Raw genomic sequence first — 26616 nt, 5'->3', positions numbered from 1 at the left:
GGAGCTTTCATGAAAAGAGTTAGAAAATGTTTGACATTGGTTTTTGTGTTGAGCTGCTTGATACAACTTTCTGCTTTCAACCAAGTGGTGTTTGCTGCAAGTGAAAAAAGTAGTGTAGGTATCACTTTTGAAGGAAGTGTTCCGCAAAGCTTAACCGATCCATCCGTACCATCCTCGCAAGATGCCGATCAATCGGCAGATCAATCCAGACCAAAGAAATACCCGAAAACCAACGAGATTCAGCAATCATTTATTATTTGGGGTGGAGTATTTCTTTTAGTAATCAGTTTGTTGTTAATATTTTGGAAAAGAAAGAGGAATAGAGAATGAAAAAAACAATTTTAGCTGCAACATTAATCAGTACAACACTTTTGGCAGGAACATTAGCTGTACATGCAGATGATCTAAATGGAAAAAGCACTACAAAGATCGGTTTGACGACACAAGATCCAGATCATCCTGTAGGTCCAATCGATCCAATCGACCCTGATGATAATACTCCTTCAAATGATCCAACTGGAAATACTGGGGACTTGCGTATCGATTATATGTCAAAAATCGATTTTGGAAAACAAACGATTTCAGGAAAAACCGAAACATATACTGCCCAAAAACCATCGTTAAGAACCGAAGTCCAAATTTCAGATTTACGAGGAACTGGTGCTGGCTGGAATTTACAAGTTAGTTACGATACAGAAAAACCAGGTTTTACTTCAGAAGACAAAACATTGAATGGTGCAGAACTAACATTACCTGTCGGAACTCCTAAAACTGTTGCAGATAACAGTTCTACAGCTCCTGCTACAAACGAAGTAGTAGTCAATAATGCCGCACAAAACATTATGACAGCGGCTGCTAACGCTGGTTTAGGAACATGGGCAGATGAAATGGATACAGCAAATGTTTCCCTTAAAGTCCCATCAGGTAACTTGGTGGGTGATTACACAGCTACACTTGTCTGGACTTTGTCAGACGCACCAGCTTAATTAAACATTTATTACGAACGAATAAGGAGAGAATAACAACGATGAAAAAACAAGTATTTTACACATTAGCAGCGACAGTATTGCTATCAAGCTCATTATTAAGCACATTGAACGTACAAGCAAATGAAATAGAGCCAACAAAAGATTCAGCTACTTCTACAGCAAAAATCAGTTTTACAGGTGGAAATGATGATCCAGTTGATCCATTGATTCCAGATAATCCTGACGACCATGGAACAGGCGATCATGGACCATTATCAATTGACCATGTATCTGATATCACTTTCGGTACACAAGAGATCTCAGCAAGTGAGCAAGTTTATCATGCAGAAAATACAGAAGCCAATGTCCAAATCACTGATAAACGCGGGGTAGAAGGTGGCTGGATATTAACAGCAGCAGCTTCTCATTTTACAGCGGAAGATCATTCAGAATTAAAAGGTGCGGAATTATCATTCAATGGTGGGAAAATCCAAACAACTTCAGATAACACTAGCGAAAACCCAACAGCACACGATGTGGTTTTTGACAATACGGAAGCAAAACCAGTAATGACCGCCGACAGTTTGCAAGGACAAGGTTCATGGGTAGACGTCTTCCAAGGGACTAAAGGAGACAATGATAAAATACAGTTAAAAGTGCCTTCAGGTTCTGTTGAAGCAAAAGAATACACGGCAACGATCACTTGGACACTCACAGCAGGCCCAACTGCTTAGAATGGAGAGAAAAATGAACAAACTTCAATCATTGTTTGTTGCTGCTCTTAGTTTATTAAGTATTGTAGTGATGCCATTGACGACATACGCTGATTCAAATGAATCAGCGTATAGCGTCAATGCAAATATTCCCGACTTTCAAAAAAATAAAAACGTTTCTTACTTTGATTTGCAATTAGATCCAAATCAAAAAAAAGAGATTTCAATCCATTTAGCTAACTCAGCAAAAGAAAAAGCGATTTTTAACGTAGATGTTAATAATGCTGCCACAAACAGTAACGGGGTCATTGACTACGGACAAACAGATTTGAAGAAAGATCCGTCTGCTAAATATGTATTGAATCAGCTAGTCACTCCTAAAAATCAAGAAATTGAATTACAAGCTGGTGAATCCAAAGATGTGACTTTCCAAGTTCAAATGCCAAAAGATCGATTCAAAGGAATCATTCTTGGTGGAATACACATCAGTAAAAAAGATAATGTGAGTGAAAAAGTAGACGGAACAGCAATCCGTAATAAATATGCGTACGTGATCGGTGTGAAACTGCAAAACGATACAGATGCCGTCACGCCCGATTTGAAACTGAACTCAGCAAAAGCTGGTCTGCAAAATTCCTATACGACTGTGTTTGCTAATGTGCAAAATCCAACACCTGGAATCATCAGCAAAGTTAATTTTGATGCGAAAATCACGAAAAAAGGGTCAAAAGATGTTCTTTATGAAACAAAAAAGGAGAATATGTCGATTGCCCCTAATACGAACTTTGACTTTCCAATCAGTTTGAATAAGGAGAAGATCGAAGCTGGTGATTATACGGTGACGATCGATGCCAACGAAGGCAATACAGATAAAACATGGCATCTGACAACTGATTTTACGATCCAGTCAGAAAAAGCCAAAAAAATCAACAAAGAAGCAGTGACAGAAGACAAAGGAATCCCATATCTCCCAGCTATCATCACAGTCGGAATCTTGTTATTATTGATCATCGCATTTTTAAGTTACAAATTACTTAAACAAAAAAAGTAGGTGAGTCTTTCAAGTGAAATTGAATCAGCCACTAAATAAATTATATGTGTTAGGTTTGTTTTTTTTATGTGTTTTTGGAAGCATTTGTTTTCACGCCGTTGATGTTTCGGCAGCTGATTATACAGAAATTAGCGAAGGACCAATTCTTGGGGGGCATGTTGAAGCATCGATTTCTTACAAAAAAGATCATTCGCCTAATTATACAGCAGTTGGAGATACGGTAACGGTTACGACCACTTTAGAAAAGGTGGATGATGGTGCTTTGCCCGATCAGTATAAACAATCTTCTGTTCTTATGTTGTTCCCTGATAAGACACAAGGCTTAGAATTACAAGGAGAGCCTGAATTTAAATATGAAATTGAAGGTATAACCGGTACAGGTAGATTTATTGATACGACAAAAGAATTATATGGTAATCTAATGTGGGCATTCAATGCATTAGCAAACAGTATGTATAACGATCCACTAACTTATGCTGGTCGGATGACAGAAGTACCAGTCACTACTGAATACGACGATGGTCCTTATGAAGATAAGTTTTCTTTATCAAATCTATTAGTTAAAAAAGGCTATAAAGTAATTTTGAGCTACAAAGCAACCGTGACAGAAGAAGCATTGAAAAATGACAAATTCACCTTACATGCTGCTGTTTATGACAGCAAAGCCGATAATTTTGACTGGGATCATATCTTAACAACATCTATGCCAAGTATCCAAAATTTAGGGATCTCATTTGACGAAGCTACTAAAGACAAAAAAATCGATATAAAAGACGATTCTTCTTATCAAACTACTTTAACCGGTTCTTGGGCTGGTGCAAAGGACGATATCCATCCTGTATTGACGATTGATGGTAAAGAAGTGCCTATTCCAGATGGTAGTTTTAAAGAAGATGGTACATTTGAAATCCCAGTTGACTTGAAGAATGTAGGGAACATTGGAACAAATAATGTCCATATCAAAATTTCTGATAGTAATGGACAAGTCGCGGAAGACGATGCGGTCATTACACTTGTCCAAACATTGGTTCCACCACAAATCAAACTCTCTGATTCTTTGGCAAATGCCTCCATCAGTGTGTTTCCAACAGATCAGTCATTGACGATCGATGGGGAATGGAAAGATAAAGACAGTAATGCTGTTTCTTTATTTTATAAGCTGAATGGGCAAGAAAGAGTCTTGCAAGACAATGTCAGCAACACAGCAAAAGACTCATGGCTTCCTTTCTCACAAGAGATTTCTCTCGCTGATCTTAACACTGGTGATAATCAAGTAGAAGTTTATGCCAAAGATGCAGAAGGTCAGTTATCTAATCATGAAAGTTTTAAAATCATATTGAAACAAGGAAACGTCAGCTTTAAATCGATCGATCCGGAGATCCAATTCAATAAGATGGTTATTTCCGGTACCACTGTTTATTCTTCACCACAAGCAACTGTTGGGGTAGTTGTAGAAGATACGACAGGAATTCCGAAAGATTGGCAGCTTAAAGTCAAACAGACCACATCTTTTTCTGACGGAACAAGAGATTTGCCTGCGCAATTGACCTATCTGAATGGGGAAGAAAAGCTGTTAATCAATAATAACCCAGCGGTAGACTTGCCAGTCGTTCAAAACAATGCTACGGATTATTCTCTGCAACAAGATGCGAACCATCAATTCCGATTAGCTGTTTCACCAGGCGCTTATACTGGTGAATATCAGTCACAGTTGGAATGGACGATTGAAAGAGCACCATAAAAAATAAGAAGGGGAAACGTGGCTGTTTTTCCTTCTTATTTTTGTTATGATAGGGGCGAAAGGGTGGAGTTAGTTGATGGAGTCAATCATGTTTGTTCTCATTGCTTATCTAAATTTGTTTATTTGGATGAGTCTGTTGTTTAAAGAGGCGTCAAAATGGCGATTCCTCTTGTTTTATTTGGGGCTAATGATAGCTAATATGTTTTTTGTTCCATACACATTCGTTTTCTTTGCAATCGCTTATGCTGCAATGTGTTGGTTTTTATATCTTTTGGTAGAAAATATTTTTTTATCGATCCTGTTACAAAATTTTTTATTGAATGTGGTAGGTATTTCCTTTTTCTTAGCAATCGATATCCCAAGGTATTTGGGATTTTATACTAGCTATTTGAATCTTTCAGTAGAATTAGTACTAGCAACTAGTTTATTTTTGCTGATCAGAAAAGCAGATCAAAAGTATGATATATTCGATTATTTTAGTGGCTATACGAAAAAACTGAAAGGCTTGACGATGTTATCTGTTGTGATTTATGTGCTGATTTACATCTTTCATTTAGGTATTAGTTTTTACTCGTTGGATTATATCCTTACTTCGATCATCACGCTTTTATATAGTATTTTTTATACTGCTTTTTTTATTGTCTTTATTATATATAAGAAAAAGTTCCAAGTGATCGAACTTTATTTGAAAGACAATCAGGAGACAAAAGAATACTACGAGAAATTAGATGATTTCCGTCATGATTATTTGAATTATATTTCTGCGTTGGAATACAGCTTGATGAATGACAGTCAGGAGAATTCTATCAAACTATTGACGCATTTAAAGGATTATTCTTTAGAAGCGATCGATGATGCGAGACACAATCCCTTGAAGCGAATCAGTGATCCGGCAGTACGCGGGCTTTTTTATCATTTTATGGAAAGAGCCAATCAGTCTGGCATTTCTTATGATATCCAAGTTCTGAATATCATCAATAATATCAAGGCAGATTATATCGATGTTCTTCGTCTGTTATCTATTGCACTGAATAATGCCATTGAGCATTGTGATGAAACAAGAAAAGAAGAGCCAATCAGTATTACGATCAATCAAACAAAGGAGCGGTTTTATTTCAAAATCGAGAATCCTGCTGATATGTCCTCAACAAGCTTAGCTAAATTGATGAAAAGAGGAAGCTCAACGAAAAAAAATGGGGGACTCGGTCTTTATAACTTTTCGAAAATCACGGATAAATATCTGAATGCCAACTATGGAATCAAATATTTAAAGCGTACGAAAATGTTTGTCTTGGAATTGACGATTTATGAGAAGTCAATCAGTAAAACTGTATGAATAGCTAACAAAGTGGAATAAGGAAGTTAAAAACGGGCAGGACAGACATGTCCTACCCGTTTGTTTGTTTTAGTTGGTCAATATGGCGTAACAATTTTTTTACACTAGAAGAACTTAAAAGAAGTGTATCTTTATTTTTGAAATGAACTTCCATCATTTGTTTATCTACTTCTTTGATATTGAATGGGTTGATAGAAAAACTTTTCAGATCATTAAAGAAATGATAGTCTTGGAATTTTTGTTTGATATTTTTCATTTTATCATGAATAACGAAGTTCTCATTTGTTCCATAAAATTCCAAGGTGGAACGAGAACCATTGATCGTTGAGATATAGTTGACTTCATCTGGCGCAATCAAAAAGACCTTTGTGGCGCCTTGCAGTTCAATGATAGAGGAAGATTGTTTTTGAGCTTCCAATTTTTCTAAAAGTAGCTGTTTCAATGATTGTGCAACTTCTTCTAAGTTTGATTTATCAAGATAGCGATCTGGGCGAATCTGCTGATTAATGATTTCTAATCCGCGTGTATTATCGTTTGATAGAAAAATAATCGAGCATTCTGGATTCTTGTTCCGTATTTTTTTAGCAAAATCAATGCCACTATGCAATGTCTTTAAATCAATGTCGATAATAAACAAATCAGAAGAAGAAAAGACCAGTGTATCTGAACGCTTATAAATCGTTTCCAACTCGCTGTTCGGGTATATTTGAAGAGAGAGGGCACTCAACTCTTTATGTTTTAGTAATTCTTTCTTCAATAATTCCTGATGAAACAAGTTATCTTCAATGTAGTAGATTTTCATGGTTCGATTCCCCTAAGACAGATTTCATTACGATTAGTATAACAGATTTTTTCTATAAATTTCATCATATAAATGATATTTGTTTTTTTATTAATCAGAAAATATACACTTTTATCGTTTTAATGGACGGAATAAGCATAATGTTGATCGCGGTATTCTCTTGGCGTAAGGGAAGTTGTTTTTTTAAAGACCTGAATAAAATGGCTTTGACTTGCAAATGAAAGCAATACGCTGATTTCTTTATAACTCTTGTCCGTAAAAAGCAACAAATGTTTACTTTCATTGATCTTCCGTTCTTGGATGTAGGAGTGGATCGTTTGGCCCATTTCTTTTTTGAATAAAGCAGAAAGATGTGTTTTGTGCTTGTCAAATGTCTCAGCTAGCTCGTCAAGCGTTACACGGTCGTAAATATGGCTGTCTATATAATTGATTAGTTGCTTGACTAGCATGGATTTATCGGCTAGAGGTTGCTGATGGATCAGTTCCATGAAACGATAAGTCGCCTCTTTCATATAAGTGTGCCATTCATTAGAAGAATGGATACGGAACAAGCCTTGGATCAAGGCATCTGATAAACTAAAGGCCTGATTGATTGGGACTCCTTCATCAATACTGATACGTGTCAGTATGGCAACAAAAGCAGAGAATTTCAGCTTCAAACCTTCTAATTCATTTTCGGATAATTCGACATGATACGTTTCTTGCATCTTTTTGAATAACCAATCGATCTTTTCTGGCTGATTCCGTTTGATGTATTCTGTGTATCGAAGCTCGAATTGATAAGAATCAAAAGTGGATTCTTGCATCCGCCGGTCGTATAGACTGTCCTCCAATCGTTGATCTGTGGTCGAGCGCTGCTTGATTTCTTTTTGGTAAATCCAGTGCAATTCCTCTTTTTTCAATAATTGGTGTGTTAGAAAAGCATAGGCAAGCTGAACGAATTCTTCAAATGCTGCAGTTGTTTCTTTCGTATAGTGAATACCGTAGTGATAGACATGGTCTTTGAATAGAAATGTATCGGGAGATTCTCCAATCATGCCGCAAGGGCCGATCAATAAGGAATAGGGTTTGCTGTCTGTCATAAAATCAAGCTTAGCAAACATAAAAGGAAAGTGATTAAATAAACATACGGGCTGATGTTCTTTCGGTGAGGTGAATGTCTCCATGATAGGATGTATATCCCATGAAATCTCCGGATGGCAAACTTTGCCGCTTGAATCAAATAAAACCATGGGAATCAGATATTTTTTGTATAACAAATCCATTATTTTAGAAATCGCTGTCTGTTTCAATTATTTTCCTCCTGTCTATCCTTTTTCTTCCATTGTAACGCAAAAATAACATATTGAATATTAAATTTTTCAGGTATTTTCCTTCTATTTTTATATAAAGTCTTCTTTTGTTGTATAACAAAGAAAATTTTATCGTTATAATTAAAAATGTAAAAACGGTTACAAAAAAGGAGAAACTAATGGATGAAAAACAATTAAAGCAACTAGCCGATTCCTTGACAATAAAAGAAAAAATCGCACAAACAGTCCAGTTGAACGGTGACTTGTTTACTGATAGTGATGTGATGAATACTGGACCAACAAAGGAATTAGGTTTTCCTGATGATTTTAATTTAAGTCAGATTGGTTCCATTTATAATATCAATGAACCCGAAAAGCTAAAAAAAATCCAAACAAAAATAATGGAAGAAAGTAGTAAAAAAATCCCGCTCCTCTTTATGTCGGATGTTATTTATGGTTTTCGCACCATTTTTCCTATCCCACTAGCACAAGCGGGATCGTATGATTTTGAATTGATCCAAAAAGCCGCACAAGAAACAGCAAAAGAAAGTTATTTAAGCGGACTACATGTTCTATTTTCCCCCATGCTTGATTTAGTAAGAGATCCTCGTTGGGGACGGGTGATGGAGTCTCCAGGAGAGGATGTATATACTGCAAAAGAGTTTGCTAAACACGCTGTCCAAGGATACCAAGGAGACAATCTCCAATTGATTGACAAATACCGTGTTGGTGCATGTATCAAGCATTTTGCAGGATATGGTGCCCCAGAAGCTGGAAGGGAATACAATACTGTCGATATGTCCAACCAACGTCTCTTCAATGAATACCTTGCTCCTTATCAAGCGGCAGTTGAAGCCGATTGTTTACTAGTCATGACCGCATTCAATGTGTTGAATGGCGTACCTTCTACCGGTAATCGCTGGCTGAACCGGGAGATTCTTCGAAAGAGGTTCGGCTTTAACGGTGTACTGGTCTCTGATTATGCGGCTATTGAAGAGTTGCAAGTACATGGCTACACGAAAGATCAAGCAGACTCAGCTAAAAAGGCGTTAGAAGCCGGTGTGGACTTCGATATGATGACTTCTGTCTATGCCAATTCTTTAGAAAAATTAGTAGAAGAAAACAAAGAAATCTTGCAATTGTTGGATGAGGCAGTATGGCGAATCTTAGTCTTGAAGAACAAACTTGGATTATTCGAAGATCCGTATCGAGGACTCGAAGAAGAGAACACAGGAGAAATCTTGACGGAAGAATCGAAAGAAGTAGCAGTCAAGCTAGTCGAAAAGAGTTGTGTCCTCTTGAAGAATGACGACACACTACCATTAAAAAAACATCAGAAAATCGCAGTTATCGGACCTTACGGCAAAAGTCGCCTGACAATTGGGTTCTGGGCCTCTGTAAGTGGTAAACCACAAGATAGTATCCCGCTCAAAGATGGACTAGAACAGCATTTTTCAAAAGAACAGCTGCTATTTGCAAAAGGATTCAACCTGTTTGATTCCTATGAACCATTTGGACCGTTAAAAGCCGGAATTGAACAACTGAATGGAACGATTGAGGACGAGGAAACGTTAATCCAAGAAGCATTGGAAACTGCTGAAAAATCTGACGTGATTTTGCTGACGATTGGTGAACAATTTTTAGAAAGTGGAGAAGGAGCTTCTAAAACCAACCTTCGATTACCTGAAAAGCAAAAACGTTTGATCAAAGCGTTAGCAGCATTGGATAAACCAATCGTAGGGATTTTATATACCGGACGTCCGCTGGTCCTAACAGAGATCGAACCTTATTTTTCTAGTTTGCTGCTCGTTTGGTATCCTGGAACGATGGGAGGCATCGGTATTGCCAATCTTCTTGCAGGGGAAGCAGTGCCAAGTGCTCGACTTAGTATGACGTTCCCACGGAGTGAGGGGCAGGTCCCAATCTATTATGCACATGCTTCAACTGGCCGACCTTTAGAAACAAGTACGCATTCGACCCGTTTTGTGTCTAAGTATATTGATGAATCCAATGAGCCGCTATTTGCTTTTGGTGCCGGGAAAACATATGGAAAAGTCGAAGCAAACTGGCAGGAGATACAGGATCAAGAAGATAAGCTGCAATTTATTTATGAAGCAGTTAATCATTCAGCAACACCAATAGAAACAGTTATCCACATTTATGTAAAAGACAAGACAGCCTCTATTGTGCAACCAGTCAAACGGTTGATTGCGAGTCAAGTCGTTTCCATACACGCAGATGACAAAAAATTGATTAACTATACAGTATCAAAAGAAGCACTTATGTTTTATAACAATCAAGGGGAAAAAATTTGGGAGTCTGGCGAATTTACTTTTTCTCTCTCGACAGTAGATTCAGAAGATGTCCGTACAATTCAATTATAAAAAAGGAGAAGAAAGATGGAAAAATTAGAACAGTTTTTAAGCAGCAGACTATTGCCGATGTCGGAGAAATTACAAAAGAACAAAGTGTTAGCCGCATTGATGGAAGGATTTATCCGAACAAGCCCAATTACATTAGGGATTGCCTTCATTACGATTATTGGAAATTTCCCATTTCCAGGCTGGATCGATTTTTTGAAAAATGTGGGGATTTTTCCTCATGTGGAAGCAATCACTAATGGCGCTACAGGTGTTTTCTCGTTGTATGTCGTATACAGTTTAGCTTTCTCTTATGCAAAACAATTAGGGACCAATGAACGGAATGCATCCATCATCTCTTTGGCAAGTTTCATTATGCTGATGCCGCAATCCGTCATGACGACTGTTACACAAGACGGCAAAGCAGTCGAACAAGCAGTCGGTGCGTTGCGATTGGATTATCTGGGTGGTCAAGGATTGTTTATCGGTATGCTTGTCGCTTTGCTCATTACCCGTTTCTATGCCTTCTTAGCTAAGAAAAATATTATGATCAAATTACCGGAAAGTGTGCCGCCGATGGTCACACAATCTTTGTCACCAGTATTTGTCGTTACAATCATTTTTGTTGTTGTATTTGCTTTGCGAGTATTGTTTGGTTTGACACAATCAGGAACGATTTTCCAATTCTTTATTGATGTAATCAATGCCCCATTGAACTCTTTAGTAGCGAGTCCGTTATCGATCATCATTATCATGGAATTATTAGCTGTTTTATGGTTCTTCGGTATCCACAATGCTGTTTTGCAAGGACCTTTAGGCGCAATCAGTATGACGATGGTCGTTGGGAACATTGCTGCCTTCCAAGAAGGAAAAGCATTACCCTATTTAATTCCATCTGTTATCTACATGGGGATGTACGCAGCTGGATTCATGGGATTCGTGACATTTTTCATGATTAAAAGCAAATCAGCCAAAATGCGACAGTTAGGAAAATTATCTTTCGTTCCATCCTTATTCAATGTGACAGAACCATTGATGTTTGGGATGCCGATCATCTTGAATCCGATTTTCTTTATTCCACAAATCTTTACACAATTGATTGCAGGATTCGTTACATGGGGATTAACCACTACCATATTGCCGATTTCTTTGAATCCGACGATGTCGCTATTACCTTGGACAACTCCTACATTTGTGAAGATGCCTTTATCAGGCGGACTGAACTACACGATCCTGATGGTTATTTGTATGGCAATCGGTGTGGTGATGTGGTACCCATTCATTAAGATCGCAGATAAGAAAGAACTAGAGTTAGAAGCGGCGCTGGAAAAAGAAGAAGCAGAAACGAAAGCAGAAAAAATCATCAATGCAGAAGTCGAAGCATAATGAAGGGGAAAAGCATGTGGACATTAAGTATCGATATCGGTGGAACGTATATCAAGTCAGCTTTAATAATGGATACGCAAATAAGAGAAAAAAGACAAATAGAGACACCAAAAACAGATAAGGACAATTTTATCCTTGCCCTTGTCGAATTGATCCGTTCTTATCAGCAGCTCGAACCCATTGAATTTGTTGGATTTTCTGTTCCTGGTGCGGTGAAAGAAGCGTCAACCGTCTTTTTTGGTGGAGCAGTCGCATGCCTGAATGAAGTCAATTTAAAGCAAGAAATAGAAAAACGGCTGCCCGTTCGTGTGTTTATAGAAAATGATGCGAAAGCTGCTGTATTGGGAGAAGCAAGTTTCGGTCATTTAAAAGGGATTGAAAATGGTGCAGGGATCATTCTAGGAACAGGCGTCGGTGTTGGACTTTTGCTGGATGGGCAGGTGAGAAAAGGGCCGCATTGTCAAACTGGAGAAGTTAGTTTCTTGATACAAGATCGTGGGATAAATGGGGCTGAATCATTTGCAGGAATCAATTTGTCAGCTGTTCGATTAGTAGAAGAACTGGCAAAATTATTTCAGTGTGAACCAGAAGGACCTCTTGTATTTGATTATCTATATCAAAAAGAAGATGAACAAGCACAAACTTTATATCGCACATACTGCAATCAAGTAGCGATTCTCTGTTTCAATATCCAATGTTTGCTGGATTTGGACAAAATGATTATTGGCGGTGGAATCAGTAAACAAAAAAGGCTGATCCGTGATATCCAGAAAAACTATGAAGCCATCTTTTCTGTGTCGCCGATGATCGAACAAACGATTACGAAAATGACGATAGAAGCTGCCGCCTTTGAGTCTGAAGCAAATCTGATCGGTGCAGCGAAAGGAGTACGATTGAATGAGATTTCCAACTGATTTTTTATGGGGAGCTTCCACTAGTGCGTATCAGACAGAGGGAGCTTGGGATGCAGACGATAAAGCGCCGTCTGTTCAAGATATGAAAGAAATACCTGACGGAACAAGTGATTTCAAAGTGGCGGTAGATCATTACCATCGCTTTGAGGAAGATGTTCGTTTATTTAAAGAGCTAGGGTTAAAAGCTTATCGGTTCTCGATTTCTTGGAGTAGAGTCATGTCCAATGGAAAGGTTAATCCAAAAGGGCTGGAGTTTTATAAGAAACTCATTGCATTATTGAAGGAAAATGAGATCGAGCCGATCGTGACGGTGTTCCATTTTGATTTGCCTTATGAGATCCATGAAAATGGAGGCTGGGAAAATAGGGCGACAATCCAAGCTTTCGCTGATTACTGCCAGCTGCTTTTTGACACATTCGGTCAAGAAGTAAACTATTGGCAAACAATCAATGAACAAAATGTCATGGCTTTAGCTGGTTCGATCATTGGTACAAGTAATAAATCAATGAAAGAAAAGTTTCAAGAAAACCATCATATGCTCGTTGCTCAAGCACTGGTCACGAAAAATTATCATGATGGGAATTATCCAGGAAAGATCGGACCCGCGCCGAACATTGCCAGTGTATATGCTGCTTCTGATAAACCAGAAGACCAGTTGGCTGCAATGAATATGAGTGCTTTAAGAAACTGGTTGTTTTTAGATGCTGCGGTTTATGGTGTCTATAACCATAATGCCTGGAACATTTTGTCAAAAATCAATGCCTGTCCTGAAGTAACAGAAGAAGACAAAAAAATCATGTTAGAAGGTACATGCGATTATATCGCTTTTAATTATTACAATACCATGACTGTTTCAGCCTATTATCAAAAAGAGAACAAGATCGATCAGCAATCTGGCTTTGGTATCCCCGGCTTCTTTCAAGCGACAACGAATCCACATTTGCCAATGACTGAATTCGGCTGGCCAATCGATCCAGAAGGGTTCCGTTATACGTTAAATGAGATCTATTCAAGATATCGTTTACCGTTATTGATAACCGAAAACGGAATAGGAGCAAAAGATCAATTAACAGAAGATGGAAAAATCCATGACAAGTATCGCATCGACTATTTGAAACAGCATATCCAGCAAATGTATCTAGCAATGGAAGATGGTGTAGAGGTGATTGGTTATTGTCCGTGGAGCGCGATCGATTTGATCAGCACCCATGAAGGAATCGAAAAAAGATACGGTTTTATTTATGTTGATCGAACAGACGATTCTTTGAAGACGCTGGATCGTTATAAAAAGGATAGCTTTTATTGGTACCAAAAATTGATTGCTGAAAATGGATCAAACGAAGAGGAGTAAGCCTATGCAGATCGATACGATGACTATTGACAACGAAGCCAATACGACTCTAACGGTTTATCTTCATGAAGAAAAGCCCGAATTTCACCGTATTGACAAACGTCCGTTTATACTAGTGATTCCAGGAGGAGGGTACGGATTTTGCAGTGAAAGAGAAGCAGAACCGATTGCATTGAAATTTGCTGCTGAAGGCTATCATGCGGGTGTGCTGCGCTATCACGTTGGAGAATACCGTGATTTCCACAAAGCACTGGCGGATGCAGAAAAAAGCATGGATCTGATAGCCTTACTAGCTGAAAAAGCAAAAATCGATCAAACCAAAATTGCAGTGATCGGTTTTTCTGCCGGTGGGCATTTAGCAGCCGCTTTGTCTACTTTGTCCGATCGAAAACCAAGTGCTTGTATCCTTGCTTATCCGGCCATCTTAAGCTCCTTTGCAGAAGCGATGAAGATTCAGGCTCCTTCTTTGGAAATGTGTGTGACACCGCAAACGCCACCTACTTTTTTGTTTTCTACATTCGAAGATAATGTGGTGCCTATCGAGAATTCTCTTTTGTATTTAAGAGCGTTAGAAGAAAACGATGTACCATTTGAAACACACATTTTTCAAAAAGGAAAGCACGGATTATCATTAGGAAATAAGTGGAGTGGAAATAGTGAAGAGATGGTGGACCCTCGATTTGCCAAGTGGTTTGAGCTTTGTATCGAGTGGCTGGAAATCATTTGGGCACAAGCAGCTGCGGAAACTACGCAAAAAATAGAAGACATTTGGCAAGTACCAATCAAAAATTTATACGCTATTGAAGCCAATCAATCGATCTTACTTGAACATCTGCCATTTTTAGCCGATAGAAGTAGGTACAAAATCATTCGAAGTCTGTCCTTCAACCAGCTGTGTGAGGTTTCGCCAGAGAAATTTCCAAAAACAAAGATCAGTCAATGGGTAAATGAATTGACTTGGTGCCGTTGAACTTTCCTATAAAAGAATCGATACTCGGAGGAAACAAATGAAATATGAAGTAATCAAAAAGAACAATCGGTTCTATTTTCTCATGGATGAAAAACCCTGTCTTCTCTTAGGCGGAGAAGTGCATAATTCAGCAGCTTCCACGGTGCTTTCTATGGAAAAAAATATTTGGCCATTCGTGAATAATCTCGGATTGAACACCCTGCTTGTACCTGTTTATTGGGAAAATATCGAGACAAGTCCGGGAGTATTCAACTTTGATTTGATAGAAGCCCAGTTACAAAAAGCGGCTGAAAGTAAGGTCATGTTGGTTTTTCTATGGTTCGGTTTATGGAAAAATGGTTTATCTACTTATGTTCCTTCATGGATCAAGACAGATACAGAAAATTATTTTAGAGTAGTCAACCAAAAGCAAGAGCAGTTAAACTGCATCTCACCGTTTTGTACGAAAGCAATTGAAGCAGATTGTCGCGCATTATCTAGCCTATGTCAATTTATCAGTCAGCATCCGCTGAAAGATCAAGTATGCATGATGCAGATCCAAAACGAGGTCGGCTGTCTTGAAACGGCAAGGGATCACTCTAGAAAAGCACGGCAAATATATGGATCCACACTTCCAGAAAAAATCAGAGAATTATATCCTCTAGCAAAAAACTGGCAAGAACTTCCAGAGGAGACATTCATGGCCTACGCCTTTAGTCATGCACTGGAAAAGATGGCAGTAGAGGCAAAAAGATGGTTAGATATCCCGTTGTTCACCAATGCTTGGCTGCATAAAGAAGGAAAACGCGCGGGCGACTATCCTAGTGGTGGGCCTACAAAAAATGTATTAAACGTATGGGCAAAAAATGCACCTAGCTTAACGGCTTTTGCTCCAGACATCTATGAAGAAAATGTTCGGGAAATCATTCAAGATTATCAAATGATTGATCAACCCCTTTTCATACCAGAAACAAGAAAAGATCTAAGCTATCTATCCAATTGTTTCTATGCATTTGGGCAAGGAGCACTTTTGTATTCTCCTTTTGGAATCGAAGATCTTCGAAAAAGTACGGAAGCTATAATAGACGAGGATCAGGCTTTCTTGAAACAGTTAGGATTAGACCAAGTGGCTTTTGATCCAACAGGAAGTTTGCCTTATTTTACTAAGTGTTATCAAATAATCAAAGAACTAACCCCATTTTTAACGGATGAAACACTCAAGATCCATTCTTTTAAAAAGGAAAAGGACACGACGTATCAGTATCAAGATGAAAATTACCGATTTTTGATCAAATATTTAAGTAAAGACAAGAAAGAGCAGCTGAACACTGCCGGTCTCTTTTTTCAATTAGAAAATGATTATTTTTTTGCTGGGTGCAACTTTGCGCTATTCCACGAAGCAGTAGATGAAGAGCGGCGTTCAGAAATTTTGAATTTTGAAGAAGGATACTTTGAAGGCAAAAAATGGATCACAGAGCGTGTTTTGAATGGGGATGAGCGCTATACACCGTATATCGGTAATATGCCTAAAATCATCAAATTCTCTTTATATACCTATCCGAAAAAAGAACAGGAGGTTGTCCATGAATATCTTGCTGACGAACGAAACCTTTAAACCATCTACAAGTATGCTTGCCCAAGAACCGGAACCACTCGAAAATCTATCTGTTTATCGAAATAGTACAGCCGCATTTCAGTTATTGCTACACGATGGGAAGAAAAATCATTACAGCTTAGACGATCAATTTACGATCCCGGATGCGATTGAAATACCTATATACCGGATAGAAATCAAATCGGAACTGCCAATCAAATCGAATTTTATTGAATATTATTGCGGAAAAGACGATATTTTCTATGGGGATAAACTGTTGGAAGAAAACGCACATACTTATTCTGGCGATCGCTTTGCTCCTATTTATGTAGAAATCCCGGTTGATCGTCAACAAAAATCCGGTATCTATCCGATAGATATCACGATTTATCAAGCAGGGATAACGACAAAAGAAACAGTCATCGGACAGAAACGATTAGAAGTAACCGTAGAAGCCTTTACGTTCAGTGATAAAGTAACTGATTCCTTCCATTTAGATATTTGGCAGCAACCTTCTAATCTTTCTCGTACATTCCAAGTGCCTCTTTGGAGTAATCAACATTTTGAACTGATTCAGACAATGGCTTCAACCTTAGCTGAGTTAGGCCAAAAAACGATTACAGTCATTGCAGGAGAGATCCCTTGGAAAGGATGGTTCAATTATATTGTCAAAGATTTCCCAGCTAACTTGTATGAATACTCAATGGTCAAAGTCCTCAAAACAAAAGAAGGAAATATCCAGTGTGATTTTTCAATTTTGGATAAGTATTTAGCTTGTTTTTTTGAAGCAGGGATCGATAAAGAAATCGATGTGTTCGGCCTTTTAGGCGTCTGGCAGCCACCTTTCTTTCCTTTGAATAAAGCAGTAGAACATCCAGAAAAACTTGTGATCCGCTATTATGATGAGGAAATGCAGCAAATGGCATTCATCGAAAAACAAGAAGAGCTCAGACAATATTTCCAGCAATTGTTTACCTATTTCAAGAAAAAGAACATTTGGGACAAAGTTCGTCTCATGGCAGATGAGCCAAAAGCACACGAAATCGATACGTTTAAAGAAGCTGTCAAACGTCTAAAAGAAATCGAACCAACGTTGCAGTTGAAAGTGGCATTTGACAAGGAACCAGTCTTACAAGCCTTGATTTCAGAAATCGACTATCCAGTCACATCTTTTTATTGTACTTGTCAAAACCATGGATGGCTGAAGGAACAATTTCCTGGAAAAACACAATACTACATCTGTAATTATCCAGATAAACCAAATACATTCTTACACAGTCCATTGACAGAAAGCCGGTTACAAGGCGCATTAGCTTATTATTTTAGAACGGATGGTCTGCTGAGGTGGGCATATAACTGCTGGCCGGAACATGCAAGAGAAGATATCCGTTATAATACTAGTTCACTTCCAATTGGTGACTTGTGCTTAGTCTATCCATCTGTCTCTGGCAGCCTGCTCTTGTCTCTTCGCTATAAAGAACTGTATCGTGGTGTAGAAGATTTTTATCTGCTAAAAGAAGCGGAGAAAATAAACAAAACAAAAACAGACCAGCTTCTAGCTGATTTTCTTGGAGAGGAAAAGCCAGAAAATTGGATGGAAAACAGCCATCAGTCTGTGCAAACATTATTCAATCAATCGTATCGTCAATTCGATCAGTTAAGAAAGAAATTGATCGCAATTATCACAGATACTTCTCCTTTAATCAAGTAAGAGTGAATGAAAAGCATGACCTGCATGTTGCAGGTCATGCTTTTTGTTTTTAACCGAAATAGGAAAGAATCCGTCGTAAAAATATTTCCAGCACAGCGAGTTTTGTAAATCTTTGTTTAAAGCGGTTTAGGTCTAACCAGCCGAAAAGAGGCAAAGAACCTTGTTCCTGCTTAGATAAACTTTTTGAATAGAGAAATCACGTGTTTACATAGTTTTTACAATCTTTATTTGAATTAAGAAGGATACAAATTAGAACTTTACAAATAGAAGGTACACTAAAGATGTAGCAAATAAATAAAAGGAGCATAAGATATGTTTGAGTTGAAAAAAATAGAAAAAACAATGGTGCGTATAGTATTAATAACAACACTAATAGTGTTAGCAGGTTGTCGTTCGTCCAATCAGACAGTAAGTGGTAATCAAAAACAATCCTCTGATACGATCAAAATTGCTTTTTACCCTAATGAATCTGCTGCAGAGTTTGAACCGGCAAGAGAAGCGGTAAAAGCGGTGGTTGAAAAAGCTACAGATAAGAAAGTCGAATTAGTGACAAGTACAGATTACAACGTGGTCGTGGAATCTATTGCAAATGGACAAGTAGACTTAGCTTATATGGGTGCAGAAGGTTATATCGAAGCAAACAAGAAAAATGAGCAAGTAGAAGCCATCTTGACCAATTCTGGGCCAAGCGGAACGCTGGAAGACGCGTTATATTACAGCTTTTTAGCGGTGAAACCAGAAAACAGCAAAGAGTATGAAGAAACAGGTGGCTATACGATTGATCCAATCAAAGACAAAACGATTTCTTTCGTCACGAATACCTCAACTTCTGGTTTTACTGTACCGAGCAACAAAATCGCTGAACATTTTGATTTAAAGAATACAGATGATCTTATCATGGATGGCCTATTCTTTGAAAAAGTGTTGTTTGGTGGGTCTCATCAAGGATCGATGATCAATTTATTAAAAGGTGACGCGGATGTAGCTGCTTTTATGAATATGCCACAATATTTTGATGTGATCCAAGGAGAAGAAAACAAGGCAGGAGTCATTTACGAAGTAAAAAAAGATGCTCAAGCTCCTTTTGACACAGTGCAAGGGGAACAAGCACAAGTCATTCTTTCCATACCGGTCTTGAATGGACCAATTGCAGCAAACAAAGAGACGTTGTCGGAAGCAGATATCGATAAGATCATCGAAGGGATGACTGCCGATAGTACGGCTGAAAACACAGCTATTTTTGCACCAAAAGATGCTGATGTCCCAGGGATGTTCACAAAAGAAGGAAATGAGCGATATGTGGAAGTCACAGATGATTTTTACGATGAAATCAAAGAAATGAATAAATAAGAAGAGACTGGAAAGGACAGCCAAATGCTATTAGAAGTAAAAAATATTACAAAAACCTATCCAAACGGAAATCAAGCATTGCAGGACATTTCATTTTCACTTGAAAAAGGAGAATTTGTTTCGATCATCGGACCTTCTGGGGCGGGGAAATCTACTATCTTGCGTACGATCAATCGATTGATCGAAGCAGATAGTGGGAGGATCCGATTTGAGGAGAGGGAAATGAATGAACTGAAAAGAAAAGAACTGCGAAAGAAAAGAAGACGTATTGGTATGATTTTCCAGCACTATAATCTTGTCAGTCGTCTTACCGTAATCGAAAATGTACTGCATGGCTGCTTGGGTTATAAAACAACGCTCGGTGGAGCTGCTGGGCTTTATCGAGAAGCAGAAAAAGAACAGGCTTTTGATCTTATAGAAAAGGTCGATCTTTCGGCATTTGCGTACACTCGATGTGACGAATTAAGTGGTGGACAAAAGCAGCGGGTCGGAATCGCCAGAGCACTCATGCAAAATCCGGCACTGATTTTATGTGATGAACCAATAGCTTCTCTTGATCCAAAATCTGCTAAAACAATCATGGATTACTTAAAAAGAATAACCAATGAATTGGCGATTACTTGCCTTGTCAACTTGCATCAAGTGGAAACAGCCATCGATTATTCCGATAGGATCATTGGAGTGAATAGTGGAAAAATCGTATTTGAAGGAAGACCGTCTGAGTTAACAAAAGAAAAAATAGAAACGATCTATCAATCTAAAAAATTATTAGTGTAAAGGATGAGAGAATGGAAAAGATAGAGGCAGAAAAATTTTTCAGACAACAAAAAAGATATCGCTTGTTTTATATTTTGCTGATTGCTTTTCTTTATTTTATTTCAGCCCATGGCGTTGGATTTCAGGCAGGAACAGCTTTTTCTGCTATACCCAAAAGTTTTACCTGGCTATTCTCCAACTTTATTCCGACAAACGATTCTCGAGCCTATTTATCGATCATCGTGTCTAGACTCATCCAGACGATACTGATGGCAGTGACTGCTACGACATCAGGTGCTGTAATTGCCTTGATAGCAGCTGTGATTGGTTCAAGAGAAATCGGGTTGAATCGTTTCACAAAAGTGATGGCTAGAGGCATGGCGAGTTTTTTCAGAAATGTCCCTATCGTCGTATGGGCAATGATTTTGTTGCTAAGTTTCAAACAAAACGAATTTACCGGCTATTTGGCGATTACTTTTACGACATTTGGTTATTTGACTCGTTCCTTCATGGAAACGATCGATGAAGTATCTGGCAGCGTCATTGAAGCGATGATGGCATCAGGAGCTTCCTATTTGCAAATCATCTGGCAAGGTGTTTTGCCGATGTGTTTGAATCAGCTCCTTAGCTGGCTCATTTTTCTAATTGAAAATAATATTCGGGATGCTACGCTAGTCGGGATACTGACAGGAACTGGTATTGGTTTTTTATTTGACTTTTATTACAAAAGATTCCAATACGATGTAGTCGGAATGGTTACGCTGACTGTCATTATCGCAGTTATCGTATTGGAGACGACTTCGAATACAGTAAGGAGGATGATCCGCTGATGATGGATTATCAGACAAATGAAACGAATGCCATACTTAATCCAACCTCTTATTCGAAAGTGGCATTCAGGAAAAGAAATCAAAGAATAAAAGTAAAACTATGGCGTCAAGAACGGATCATTGTAAAGCTTATGCTCCTATTTTTATGTTTGGTTTCTGTATATACGGTAATCACGATGGATTACGGGAATGTCAAATTAACAGAAGCCGTTTCTGCTTTTTTTTCCAATATGTTCAATATTTTCTTACGTCCACAGTTATCTGGAAGATTTACGGCGTTCTCTTTAGTAGAAAGCCTTGGTGTAACGATTGGCCTCTCTGTTTTAACAACGGTGATTGGTGCTTTTCTTGCCTTCTTTCTTAGTCTGTTAGCTTCCAGAAATTTAAGCAGCGGCTTTCTTTCCAATATGATAAGAGGGCTGATGTCGTTTATTCGAGCAGTTCCCACAATTTTATGGGTCATGATTTTTTCTATTTTGATTGGATTAGGAGCGAATGCTGCAGTTATCGGGATGTCTTTTCACAGCATTGCTTATTTGACAAAAGTTTATTCTGAAAGTATCGAAGAAATGGAATCTGGTATGATTGAAAGTTTGAAAGCATGTGGAGCAAGCTGGTGGCAGATTGTTTTTCAAAGTGTTCTCCCTCATTGTTTTACGACGTTGCTTTCTTGGACATTCATCCGGTTTGAAATCAATTTTACAAATGCGATCGCAGTAGGAGCTGCAGCTGGTGCAGGAGGATTAGGCTTTCAGTTGACGATGGCTAGTAACTTTTATTTTGATTTTCGAGAGATTGGTGTAATGGTCTATATGATCTTGACGATTGCTGTATTGCTAGAATTCATTTCTTTGAAATTAAAAGAAAAATATATAGTCAAAACATAAATTTTTATAGAAAGAGGAGAACGGGAATGAAGGCAGATTTACATGTGCACAGCTGCTATTCGAATGGTTTTTTTCATCCAAAAGAGCTTTTGTCTTTAGCAACAACCCAAGAAGTAAACCATTTAGCCATCGTGGATCATCATACATTCGCAGGGATAGAAGCAGTAAAAGAAGTATTCTATGATTCACCTGTTAATTTGATTGAAGGAATCGAAATTAGTGCCTTTGACTTGAAAAGACAAAAAGATGTCCGCATATTGGGCTATAATCTTTCAAATCGGAGCTATATCGAGCAGTTGTGCAGACCGTTACTCCATTTTCAAACAAATCAAACTTTATGTAAGTTAAAAAAACTGCAGGCAGAAGGCTATCGTTTGAAGGAAGAAGAACTTTGGAAGGAAGCAGAGACGGCAACCGCACTTTATCCCTGTCATTTATATCGTTTATTGAAAAAAAGAGGTTATGGTACACAAATGAATCCTCTGTTTTATCAAAAACTCATGACGACAGAAGAAGTTTCTGATGATCGGAAAAAAATAAATGTATATGATGCCATAGAAGCAATCAAATACGGCGGAGGATTGACTGTTTTAGCATGTCCAGGGAAATTTGACAACTATGATTTGATTCCTGAACTCGCTTCATTCGGGATTGATGGTTTGGAGAAATATCATCCAGCTCATCGCTTAAGAGACCTTAAAGTCCTTTCAGAGTTCATCCAAACCTATCATTTTTCTTGTTTCGGAGGTTCTGACTTTCATGGGATAAGGGGATCTGCAGGATTCGGCAGGACCTTGATTACAGATACGCGAGAATTTCCCGATCAACTACTCTGTAATTGAAAAACAATTTTTCAGAAAAATATCAAAAGATGATTGAAGCAAGGAAGGATAGTGATATAATAACCTCAATTACGTATGAGGGGATTGTGAACAATGATCAACTTTGCTTTATCACAGATCCAAGATTTGCCTAGAATCGTAGAAATTTATAATCAAGCGATTCCTACTCGCTTATCTACAGCTGATTTAGAACCAGTAACAATAGAATCGAGACAAGCATGGTTTGATGCTCATCAAACCAAAGAACGCCCGTTGTGGGTCATAAAGATCGATCAAAATATCGTAGGATGGCTGAGCCTTAGTGATTTTTACGGGAGACCAGCTTATGCAAATACTGCAGAGATAAGTATTTATATTGATTCAACTTATCGAAAACATGGCTTAGGACAAAAAGCATTATCCTTTGCTGAATCTCAACTGAAAGATTGTAAGATCGACACACTTTTAGCTTTTGTGTTTAGTATCAATCAAGCGAGCATCAAGCTGTTCCAAAAAAATGGGTTTGAGCAATGGGGGCATTTACCTAAAGTTGCAAATATGGATAATCAACGGATTGATTTAACTATCTTAGGAAAATCTTATGAATAACAGATAATGACCGCTTTTAAGTGTTTTTTACACTTGAAAGCGGTCATTATCATAGAAGTTTTCAATTGAAAAGTGTAAAGTGTGGATAAATTTTTTGAATTATCATAGTATTCCATCAAAATACAGTAAAAAAAAGACATGTTTATCTCATATGCCATTCTTTTTTCATTTATCCTAGTATCAATGGGAAATAGCAGAAAATTCTAAAGAAATGAGAGCCCTTTACTTTAGGTTGAGTGTTATCGAATGTTGATTTTAAAATAACCAACGATAATAGAGCAATAAAGTAGCGATAAAGTAGCAATAAAGTAGCAAGAAATTTGTTTTTTGAGAAATTCTGCGAAAATAAGGGTTAAAGGAAGAATGTGTATGTCAAAACGGTCTTTTTTAGTTATTGGAATTATTGCTTTGCTAGGTATTTTATTTTTCGAAGTCACTTCGGTCGCCTCCTTGATCAGCGAAGAGAAAGGACAAGCAACTTCTTCGGAGCGTTCGTCACAATCTTTCAAACAATCAGAACAATCAACGAATAAAAACAAGTCGACTGAAACAGCTAGCGTCAACGAATCCACTCAAGAATCAGTGAGATCAACACAAAGTCCATCAACTGAACCAGAACCAACACAAGAAAGTACAGAAGCTGTCCAAGACCCAACTGTCAAAAGTATTGCCATCAGTTTTGATGATGGACCAGGAGCGACCACAACACCACAGCTGTTGCAAATACTTAAAGAAAAAAACGTGCATGCTACTTTTTTTGTTTTAGGAGAAAATACGGCGCAACATCCTGAAATTGTGAAGCAGACAGCTGAAGCAGGACACGAGATTGGCAATCACACATATGATCATCAGGATCTGGCGACGCTTTCTGCCCGGTCGATCACAGAGGAAGTGACAAAAACAGACACTGAGATCATAAAAGCCACTGGTAAAACCCCCATTTTCGTTCGTCCGCCCTATGGTTCGATCACAAGTGTAGGAGCAAGTGTTATCCAGCGGCCAATCATCGAATGGTCGGTCGATTCAGAAGATTGGAAGACAAGAAATCCTGATTTGATTTTGCAGAAGATCCAAGCAACAGTATACGATGGTGCAATTATTTTATTCCATGATATTTATCCTGAAACGATTCGTGCCGTTCCTCAAGTGATCGATTATCTGCAAGAGCAAGGGTATCGCATCACGACAGTGGGGGATTTATTAGGGCATCCAACGACTGTCGAGAACTATTATGGCAGAAACGATCATCGGCCAGTCCAGTAAAGAAATTATTTTTCGGAGTAGCTACTTCTGAAATACCGCTTTTATCAAAAGGTTGTGACAAAATTTTGTCACAACCTTTTTTGAATTTTTCTAAAGTATAGGATTTAGATACAAATCAGATAGATTTTGCTTCTATCCTTAACAGCAAAGGAGGAGAGTACAAATGTACAAAATCTTAAAAGTCATATCTATTTTTCTATTGATGTTTATTATAGCAGCAGGCGCTTATGGTGTAAGCGAATATATGAAATTGCAAAACTTGTCTGAAGTTTCAAAGAAAACAGCAGCCAACATGAATGTGAAATATTCAGCTGATGCAGCCACACATTTACCGGATCGGTTCAATGTACTGCTATTAGGTGTAGATACTGGAGAATTTGGTAGGACAGAAAAAGGAAGATCGGATTCAATGATTGCTGCCCATGTTGATCTTAAAAATGAGACAGTAAAACTTATCAGTCTAGAACGAGATACTTATGTTCAAATCGCAGGACATAATAGTTTTGATAAATTAAATGCCGCTTACGCTTATGGAGGAGAACAAACAGCTATACAAACGACAGAGAACATGCTTCATACTACTATTCCTTACTATATGACAATGAATATGAAGGGGCTAGAGAGTATGCTAAGTATTGTTGGCGATATTGAAGTGATCAATGATTTTGCTTTCAACTTTGACCATTATGATTTTCCAAAAGGGTCCCTTACGTTATCTCCAGAAGAAGCACTTGCATGGTCAAGAATGAGATATGATGACCCTAATGGTGATTATGGGAGGCAAATAAGACAGCAAAAAGTGATCAAAGCAATCATGCAGAAGCTGTTGACTGTGGAATCCATACCTAAAATAGACAAAATCATCAATGTTCTAGGGAACGATATGAAAACAAATTTACCTTTGGGAGAATTATTTAAATTATATTTAACAAAGAATACCCAATTTAAAATGAGTACGGATCAATTAAAAGGAGAAGAAGAAATAATTGACGGTATCTCTTACCAAAAAATGACTGACACAGAAATCAAACGAATCAGTCAGCAATTACAGTAAAGCAGGAGAGAGGCACATGATTAAAAAAAGTTTGATAACCCTTGGGACGATCGTCCTTCTAATAGGGATTACAGGTGGAAGCGTCTATATGACGAACAGAGTCTTCACGCCCTCAACGAACGAAAGTAAAACAATAGAAGATACTGAGATTTCTAGGAAACAAGAACGAACAGAATGGCAAAGTTCCAATTCTACCAGTCGGACGATCACCACAAAGGAACAGCAAGCAAAAAATGAAAAAAATAAAGAAACAGAAGATACAAAGGAATCATCAAAGACCGTTGCTCTTACCTTCGATGATGGACCTAATCCCTCCACTACCCCAAAACTTTTAGAGATTTTAAAACAAAAAAACGTACACGCCACTTTTTTTGTTCTAGGGGAAAATGTTTCCCAAAACGAACAGCTTTTACAAAAGGAGGTGCAAGAAGGTCATCAAATCGGCAGTCATACTTTTTCTCATAAGGATTTAGCTGGTCTATCTGACCAAGAAATCAGTGAGGAAATCACTCAAACAGATAACGCTATTTTGAAAGCAATCGGTAAAAAGCCAGCCTATGTCCGACCTCCGTATGGCTCTATTACAAAAAAAGGAGCAGCAATCATTCATCGACCAATGATCGAGTGGTCTGTTGATTCTCAAGATTGGCAATCCAGACAAAAGGAAAAAATTTTACAGCAAGTAAAAAGTACAGTATATGATGGCGCAATCATATTACTACATGATATCTATCCTGAGACCGTAGATGCTGTTCCTGTGCTGATTGATGAATTAAAAAAAGAAGGATATACTTTTACGACAATCAGCGATTTGCTAGATGATCCATCAAAAACAGAAAATTATTATGGACGCAATGATCACCGTCCTGCGTAGTCTA

General features: G+C 38.0%; 24 protein-coding genes. 22 read left to right on the top strand and 2 right to left on the bottom strand.

What is annotated here, in order from left to right; translation table 11 throughout:
• Nucleotides 1-9: 9 nt before the first annotated feature.
• From RWU19_RS01715 to RWU19_RS01690, 6 genes are all read left to right on the top strand, one after another.
• Nucleotides 10-330 carry an LPXTG cell wall anchor domain-containing protein gene (locus RWU19_RS01715; RefSeq protein WP_316002628.1) on the top strand — a complete coding sequence of 107 codons (321 nt, stop codon included), beginning with the start codon at nt 10-12 and terminating at the stop codon, nt 328-330.
• Complete coding sequence (locus RWU19_RS01710; RefSeq protein WP_316002629.1) at nt 327-986, top strand: WxL domain-containing protein; 660 nt, start codon at nt 327-329, stop codon at nt 984-986. Before RWU19_RS01715 ends, RWU19_RS01710 begins: the two co-directional genes overlap by 4 nt.
• 41 nt (nt 987-1027) lie before the next feature.
• Entirely contained in the window at nt 1028-1702 is a 675-nt protein-coding gene (locus RWU19_RS01705; protein ID WP_316002630.1) for a WxL domain-containing protein, read from the top strand.
• Nucleotides 1703-1715: 13 nt separating this feature from the next.
• Nucleotides 1716-2732 carry a DUF916 and DUF3324 domain-containing protein gene (locus RWU19_RS01700; RefSeq protein ID WP_123861202.1) on the top strand — a complete coding sequence of 339 codons (1017 nt, stop codon included), beginning with the start codon at nt 1716-1718 and terminating at the stop codon, nt 2730-2732.
• Nucleotides 2733-2745: 13 nt separating this feature from the next.
• A complete protein-coding gene (locus RWU19_RS01695) occupies nt 2746-4473 on the top strand; it encodes a hypothetical protein (RefSeq protein WP_316002631.1) in 1728 nt (575 codons plus the stop codon).
• Nucleotides 4474-4549: 76 nt separating this feature from the next.
• Nucleotides 4550-5809: a GHKL domain-containing protein gene (locus RWU19_RS01690; protein WP_316002632.1), complete on the top strand. Its 1260-nt coding sequence runs from the start codon at nt 4550-4552 to the stop codon at nt 5807-5809.
• A gap of 52 nt (nt 5810-5861) precedes the next feature.
• On the opposite strand, the gene RWU19_RS01685 is transcribed toward RWU19_RS01690, so the two are convergent.
• Nucleotides 5862-6611 (bottom strand): DNA-binding response regulator, encoded by a 750-nt coding sequence (locus RWU19_RS01685; protein WP_316002633.1) that lies wholly within the window; start codon nt 6609-6611, stop codon nt 5862-5864.
• Nucleotides 6612-6730: 119 nt separating this feature from the next.
• The gene (locus RWU19_RS01680) at nt 6731-7876 is read right to left on the bottom strand and encodes an AraC family transcriptional regulator (RefSeq protein ID WP_316002644.1); all 1146 of its coding nucleotides are present in this window, start codon (nt 7874-7876) and stop codon (nt 6731-6733) included.
• Nucleotides 7877-8082: 206 nt separating this feature from the next.
• On the opposite strand from RWU19_RS01680, the gene RWU19_RS01675 reads away from it, so the two are divergent.
• From RWU19_RS01675 to RWU19_RS01600, 16 genes are all read left to right on the top strand, one after another.
• Nucleotides 8083-10287 (top strand): glycoside hydrolase family 3 N-terminal domain-containing protein, encoded by a 2205-nt coding sequence (locus RWU19_RS01675; RefSeq protein ID WP_316002634.1) that lies wholly within the window; start codon nt 8083-8085, stop codon nt 10285-10287.
• Nucleotides 10288-10302: 15 nt separating this feature from the next.
• Entirely contained in the window at nt 10303-11649 is a 1347-nt protein-coding gene (locus RWU19_RS01670) for a PTS sugar transporter subunit IIC (RefSeq protein WP_070704161.1), read from the top strand.
• The gene (locus RWU19_RS01665; RefSeq protein ID WP_316002635.1) at nt 11649-12563 is read left to right on the top strand and encodes an ROK family protein; all 915 of its coding nucleotides are present in this window, start codon (nt 11649-11651) and stop codon (nt 12561-12563) included. Before RWU19_RS01670 ends, RWU19_RS01665 begins: the two co-directional genes overlap by 1 nt.
• Nucleotides 12547-13914, top strand: coding sequence for a glycoside hydrolase family 1 protein (locus RWU19_RS01660; RefSeq protein ID WP_316002636.1), 1368 nt, complete (start codon nt 12547-12549; stop codon nt 13912-13914). Before RWU19_RS01665 ends, RWU19_RS01660 begins: the two co-directional genes overlap by 17 nt.
• A gap of 4 nt (nt 13915-13918) precedes the next feature.
• Nucleotides 13919-14884 (top strand): alpha/beta hydrolase, encoded by a 966-nt coding sequence (locus RWU19_RS01655; protein WP_316002637.1) that lies wholly within the window; start codon nt 13919-13921, stop codon nt 14882-14884.
• A 37-nt stretch (nt 14885-14921) separates the two neighbouring features.
• The gene (locus RWU19_RS01650) at nt 14922-16478 is read left to right on the top strand and encodes a DUF5597 domain-containing protein (protein WP_316002638.1); all 1557 of its coding nucleotides are present in this window, start codon (nt 14922-14924) and stop codon (nt 16476-16478) included.
• A complete protein-coding gene (locus tag RWU19_RS01645) occupies nt 16447-18168 on the top strand; it encodes a DUF4091 domain-containing protein (protein WP_316002639.1) in 1722 nt (573 codons plus the stop codon). Before RWU19_RS01650 ends, RWU19_RS01645 begins: the two co-directional genes overlap by 32 nt.
• 312 nt (nt 18169-18480) lie before the next feature.
• Nucleotides 18481-19518: a phosphate/phosphite/phosphonate ABC transporter substrate-binding protein gene (locus RWU19_RS01640; RefSeq protein WP_316002640.1), complete on the top strand. Its 1038-nt coding sequence runs from the start codon at nt 18481-18483 to the stop codon at nt 19516-19518.
• Between the two features lie 24 nt (nt 19519-19542).
• The gene (gene phnC / locus RWU19_RS01635) at nt 19543-20295 is read left to right on the top strand and encodes a phosphonate ABC transporter ATP-binding protein (RefSeq protein ID WP_010732263.1); all 753 of its coding nucleotides are present in this window, start codon (nt 19543-19545) and stop codon (nt 20293-20295) included.
• Nucleotides 20296-20306: 11 nt separating this feature from the next.
• Nucleotides 20307-21104: a phosphate/phosphonate ABC transporter permease gene (locus tag RWU19_RS01630; protein ID WP_316002641.1), complete on the top strand. Its 798-nt coding sequence runs from the start codon at nt 20307-20309 to the stop codon at nt 21102-21104.
• The gene (locus RWU19_RS01625; RefSeq protein ID WP_083314209.1) at nt 21104-21991 is read left to right on the top strand and encodes a PhnE/PtxC family ABC transporter permease; all 888 of its coding nucleotides are present in this window, start codon (nt 21104-21106) and stop codon (nt 21989-21991) included. The genes RWU19_RS01630 and RWU19_RS01625 overlap by 1 nt, the downstream gene beginning before the upstream one ends.
• Before the next feature lie 26 nt (nt 21992-22017).
• Nucleotides 22018-22833, top strand: a complete 816-nt coding sequence (locus RWU19_RS01620) for a PHP domain-containing protein (protein ID WP_316002642.1) — start codon at nt 22018-22020, stop codon at nt 22831-22833.
• Nucleotides 22834-22926: 93 nt separating this feature from the next.
• Nucleotides 22927-23421 carry an N-acetyltransferase family protein gene (locus RWU19_RS01615; RefSeq protein WP_316002643.1) on the top strand — a complete coding sequence of 165 codons (495 nt, stop codon included), beginning with the start codon at nt 22927-22929 and terminating at the stop codon, nt 23419-23421.
• A gap of 369 nt (nt 23422-23790) precedes the next feature.
• On the top strand, nt 23791-24684 hold the full coding sequence (locus RWU19_RS01610) for a polysaccharide deacetylase family protein (protein ID WP_316032181.1): 894 nt from the start codon (nt 23791-23793) through the stop codon (nt 24682-24684).
• Nucleotides 24685-24847: 163 nt separating this feature from the next.
• Nucleotides 24848-25738, top strand: coding sequence for an LCP family protein (locus RWU19_RS01605; RefSeq protein ID WP_316002470.1), 891 nt, complete (start codon nt 24848-24850; stop codon nt 25736-25738).
• 16 nt (nt 25739-25754) lie between these two features.
• Nucleotides 25755-26612, top strand: coding sequence for a polysaccharide deacetylase family protein (locus RWU19_RS01600; protein ID WP_104764776.1), 858 nt, complete (start codon nt 25755-25757; stop codon nt 26610-26612).
• Nucleotides 26613-26616 lie beyond the last annotated feature (4 nt).

The sequence above is a fragment of the Enterococcus sp. 2STP genome (assembly GCF_032465635.1).
Classification (GTDB): Bacteria; Bacillota; Bacilli; order Lactobacillales; family Enterococcaceae; genus Enterococcus_B; species Enterococcus_B lactis.
This window is presented reverse-complemented; position numbering and strand designations above follow the sequence as displayed.

Bases quoted from the DNA above. Each gene is read 5' to 3' on its own strand.
- RWU19_RS01660 (WP_316002636.1), top strand. From the start codon at position 12,547: ATGAGATTTCCAACTGATTTTTTATGGGGAGCTTCCACTAGTGCGTAT.
- RWU19_RS01630 (WP_316002641.1), top strand. From the start codon at position 20,307: ATGGAAAAGATAGAGGCAGAAAAATTTTTCAGACAACAAAAAAGATAT.
- RWU19_RS01685 (WP_316002633.1), bottom strand. From the start codon at position 6,611: ATGAAAATCTACTACATTGAAGATAACTTGTTTCATCAGGAATTATTG.
- RWU19_RS01640 (WP_316002640.1), top strand. From the start codon at position 18,481: ATGTTTGAGTTGAAAAAAATAGAAAAAACAATGGTGCGTATAGTATTA.
- RWU19_RS01675 (WP_316002634.1), top strand. From the start codon at position 8,083: ATGGATGAAAAACAATTAAAGCAACTAGCCGATTCCTTGACAATAAAA.
- RWU19_RS01615 (WP_316002643.1), top strand. From the start codon at position 22,927: ATGATCAACTTTGCTTTATCACAGATCCAAGATTTGCCTAGAATCGTA.
- RWU19_RS01655 (WP_316002637.1), top strand. From the start codon at position 13,919: ATGCAGATCGATACGATGACTATTGACAACGAAGCCAATACGACTCTA.
- RWU19_RS01715 (WP_316002628.1), top strand. From the start codon at position 10: ATGAAAAGAGTTAGAAAATGTTTGACATTGGTTTTTGTGTTGAGCTGC.
- RWU19_RS01605 (WP_316002470.1), top strand. From the start codon at position 24,848: ATGTACAAAATCTTAAAAGTCATATCTATTTTTCTATTGATGTTTATT.
- RWU19_RS01610 (WP_316032181.1), top strand. From the start codon at position 23,791: ATGTCAAAACGGTCTTTTTTAGTTATTGGAATTATTGCTTTGCTAGGT.
- RWU19_RS01665 (WP_316002635.1), top strand. From the start codon at position 11,649: ATGAAGGGGAAAAGCATGTGGACATTAAGTATCGATATCGGTGGAACG.
- RWU19_RS01600 (WP_104764776.1), top strand. From the start codon at position 25,755: ATGATTAAAAAAAGTTTGATAACCCTTGGGACGATCGTCCTTCTAATA.
- RWU19_RS01705 (WP_316002630.1), top strand. From the start codon at position 1,028: ATGAAAAAACAAGTATTTTACACATTAGCAGCGACAGTATTGCTATCA.
- RWU19_RS01620 (WP_316002642.1), top strand. From the start codon at position 22,018: ATGAAGGCAGATTTACATGTGCACAGCTGCTATTCGAATGGTTTTTTT.
- RWU19_RS01680 (WP_316002644.1), bottom strand. From the start codon at position 7,876: ATGGATTTGTTATACAAAAAATATCTGATTCCCATGGTTTTATTTGAT.
- RWU19_RS01625 (WP_083314209.1), top strand. From the start codon at position 21,104: ATGATGGATTATCAGACAAATGAAACGAATGCCATACTTAATCCAACC.
- RWU19_RS01645 (WP_316002639.1), top strand. From the start codon at position 16,447: ATGAATATCTTGCTGACGAACGAAACCTTTAAACCATCTACAAGTATG.
- RWU19_RS01670 (WP_070704161.1), top strand. From the start codon at position 10,303: ATGGAAAAATTAGAACAGTTTTTAAGCAGCAGACTATTGCCGATGTCG.
- RWU19_RS01690 (WP_316002632.1), top strand. From the start codon at position 4,550: ATGGAGTCAATCATGTTTGTTCTCATTGCTTATCTAAATTTGTTTATT.
- RWU19_RS01700 (WP_123861202.1), top strand. From the start codon at position 1,716: ATGAACAAACTTCAATCATTGTTTGTTGCTGCTCTTAGTTTATTAAGT.
- RWU19_RS01710 (WP_316002629.1), top strand. From the start codon at position 327: ATGAAAAAAACAATTTTAGCTGCAACATTAATCAGTACAACACTTTTG.
- phnC (WP_010732263.1), top strand. From the start codon at position 19,543: ATGCTATTAGAAGTAAAAAATATTACAAAAACCTATCCAAACGGAAAT.
- RWU19_RS01650 (WP_316002638.1), top strand. From the start codon at position 14,922: ATGAAATATGAAGTAATCAAAAAGAACAATCGGTTCTATTTTCTCATG.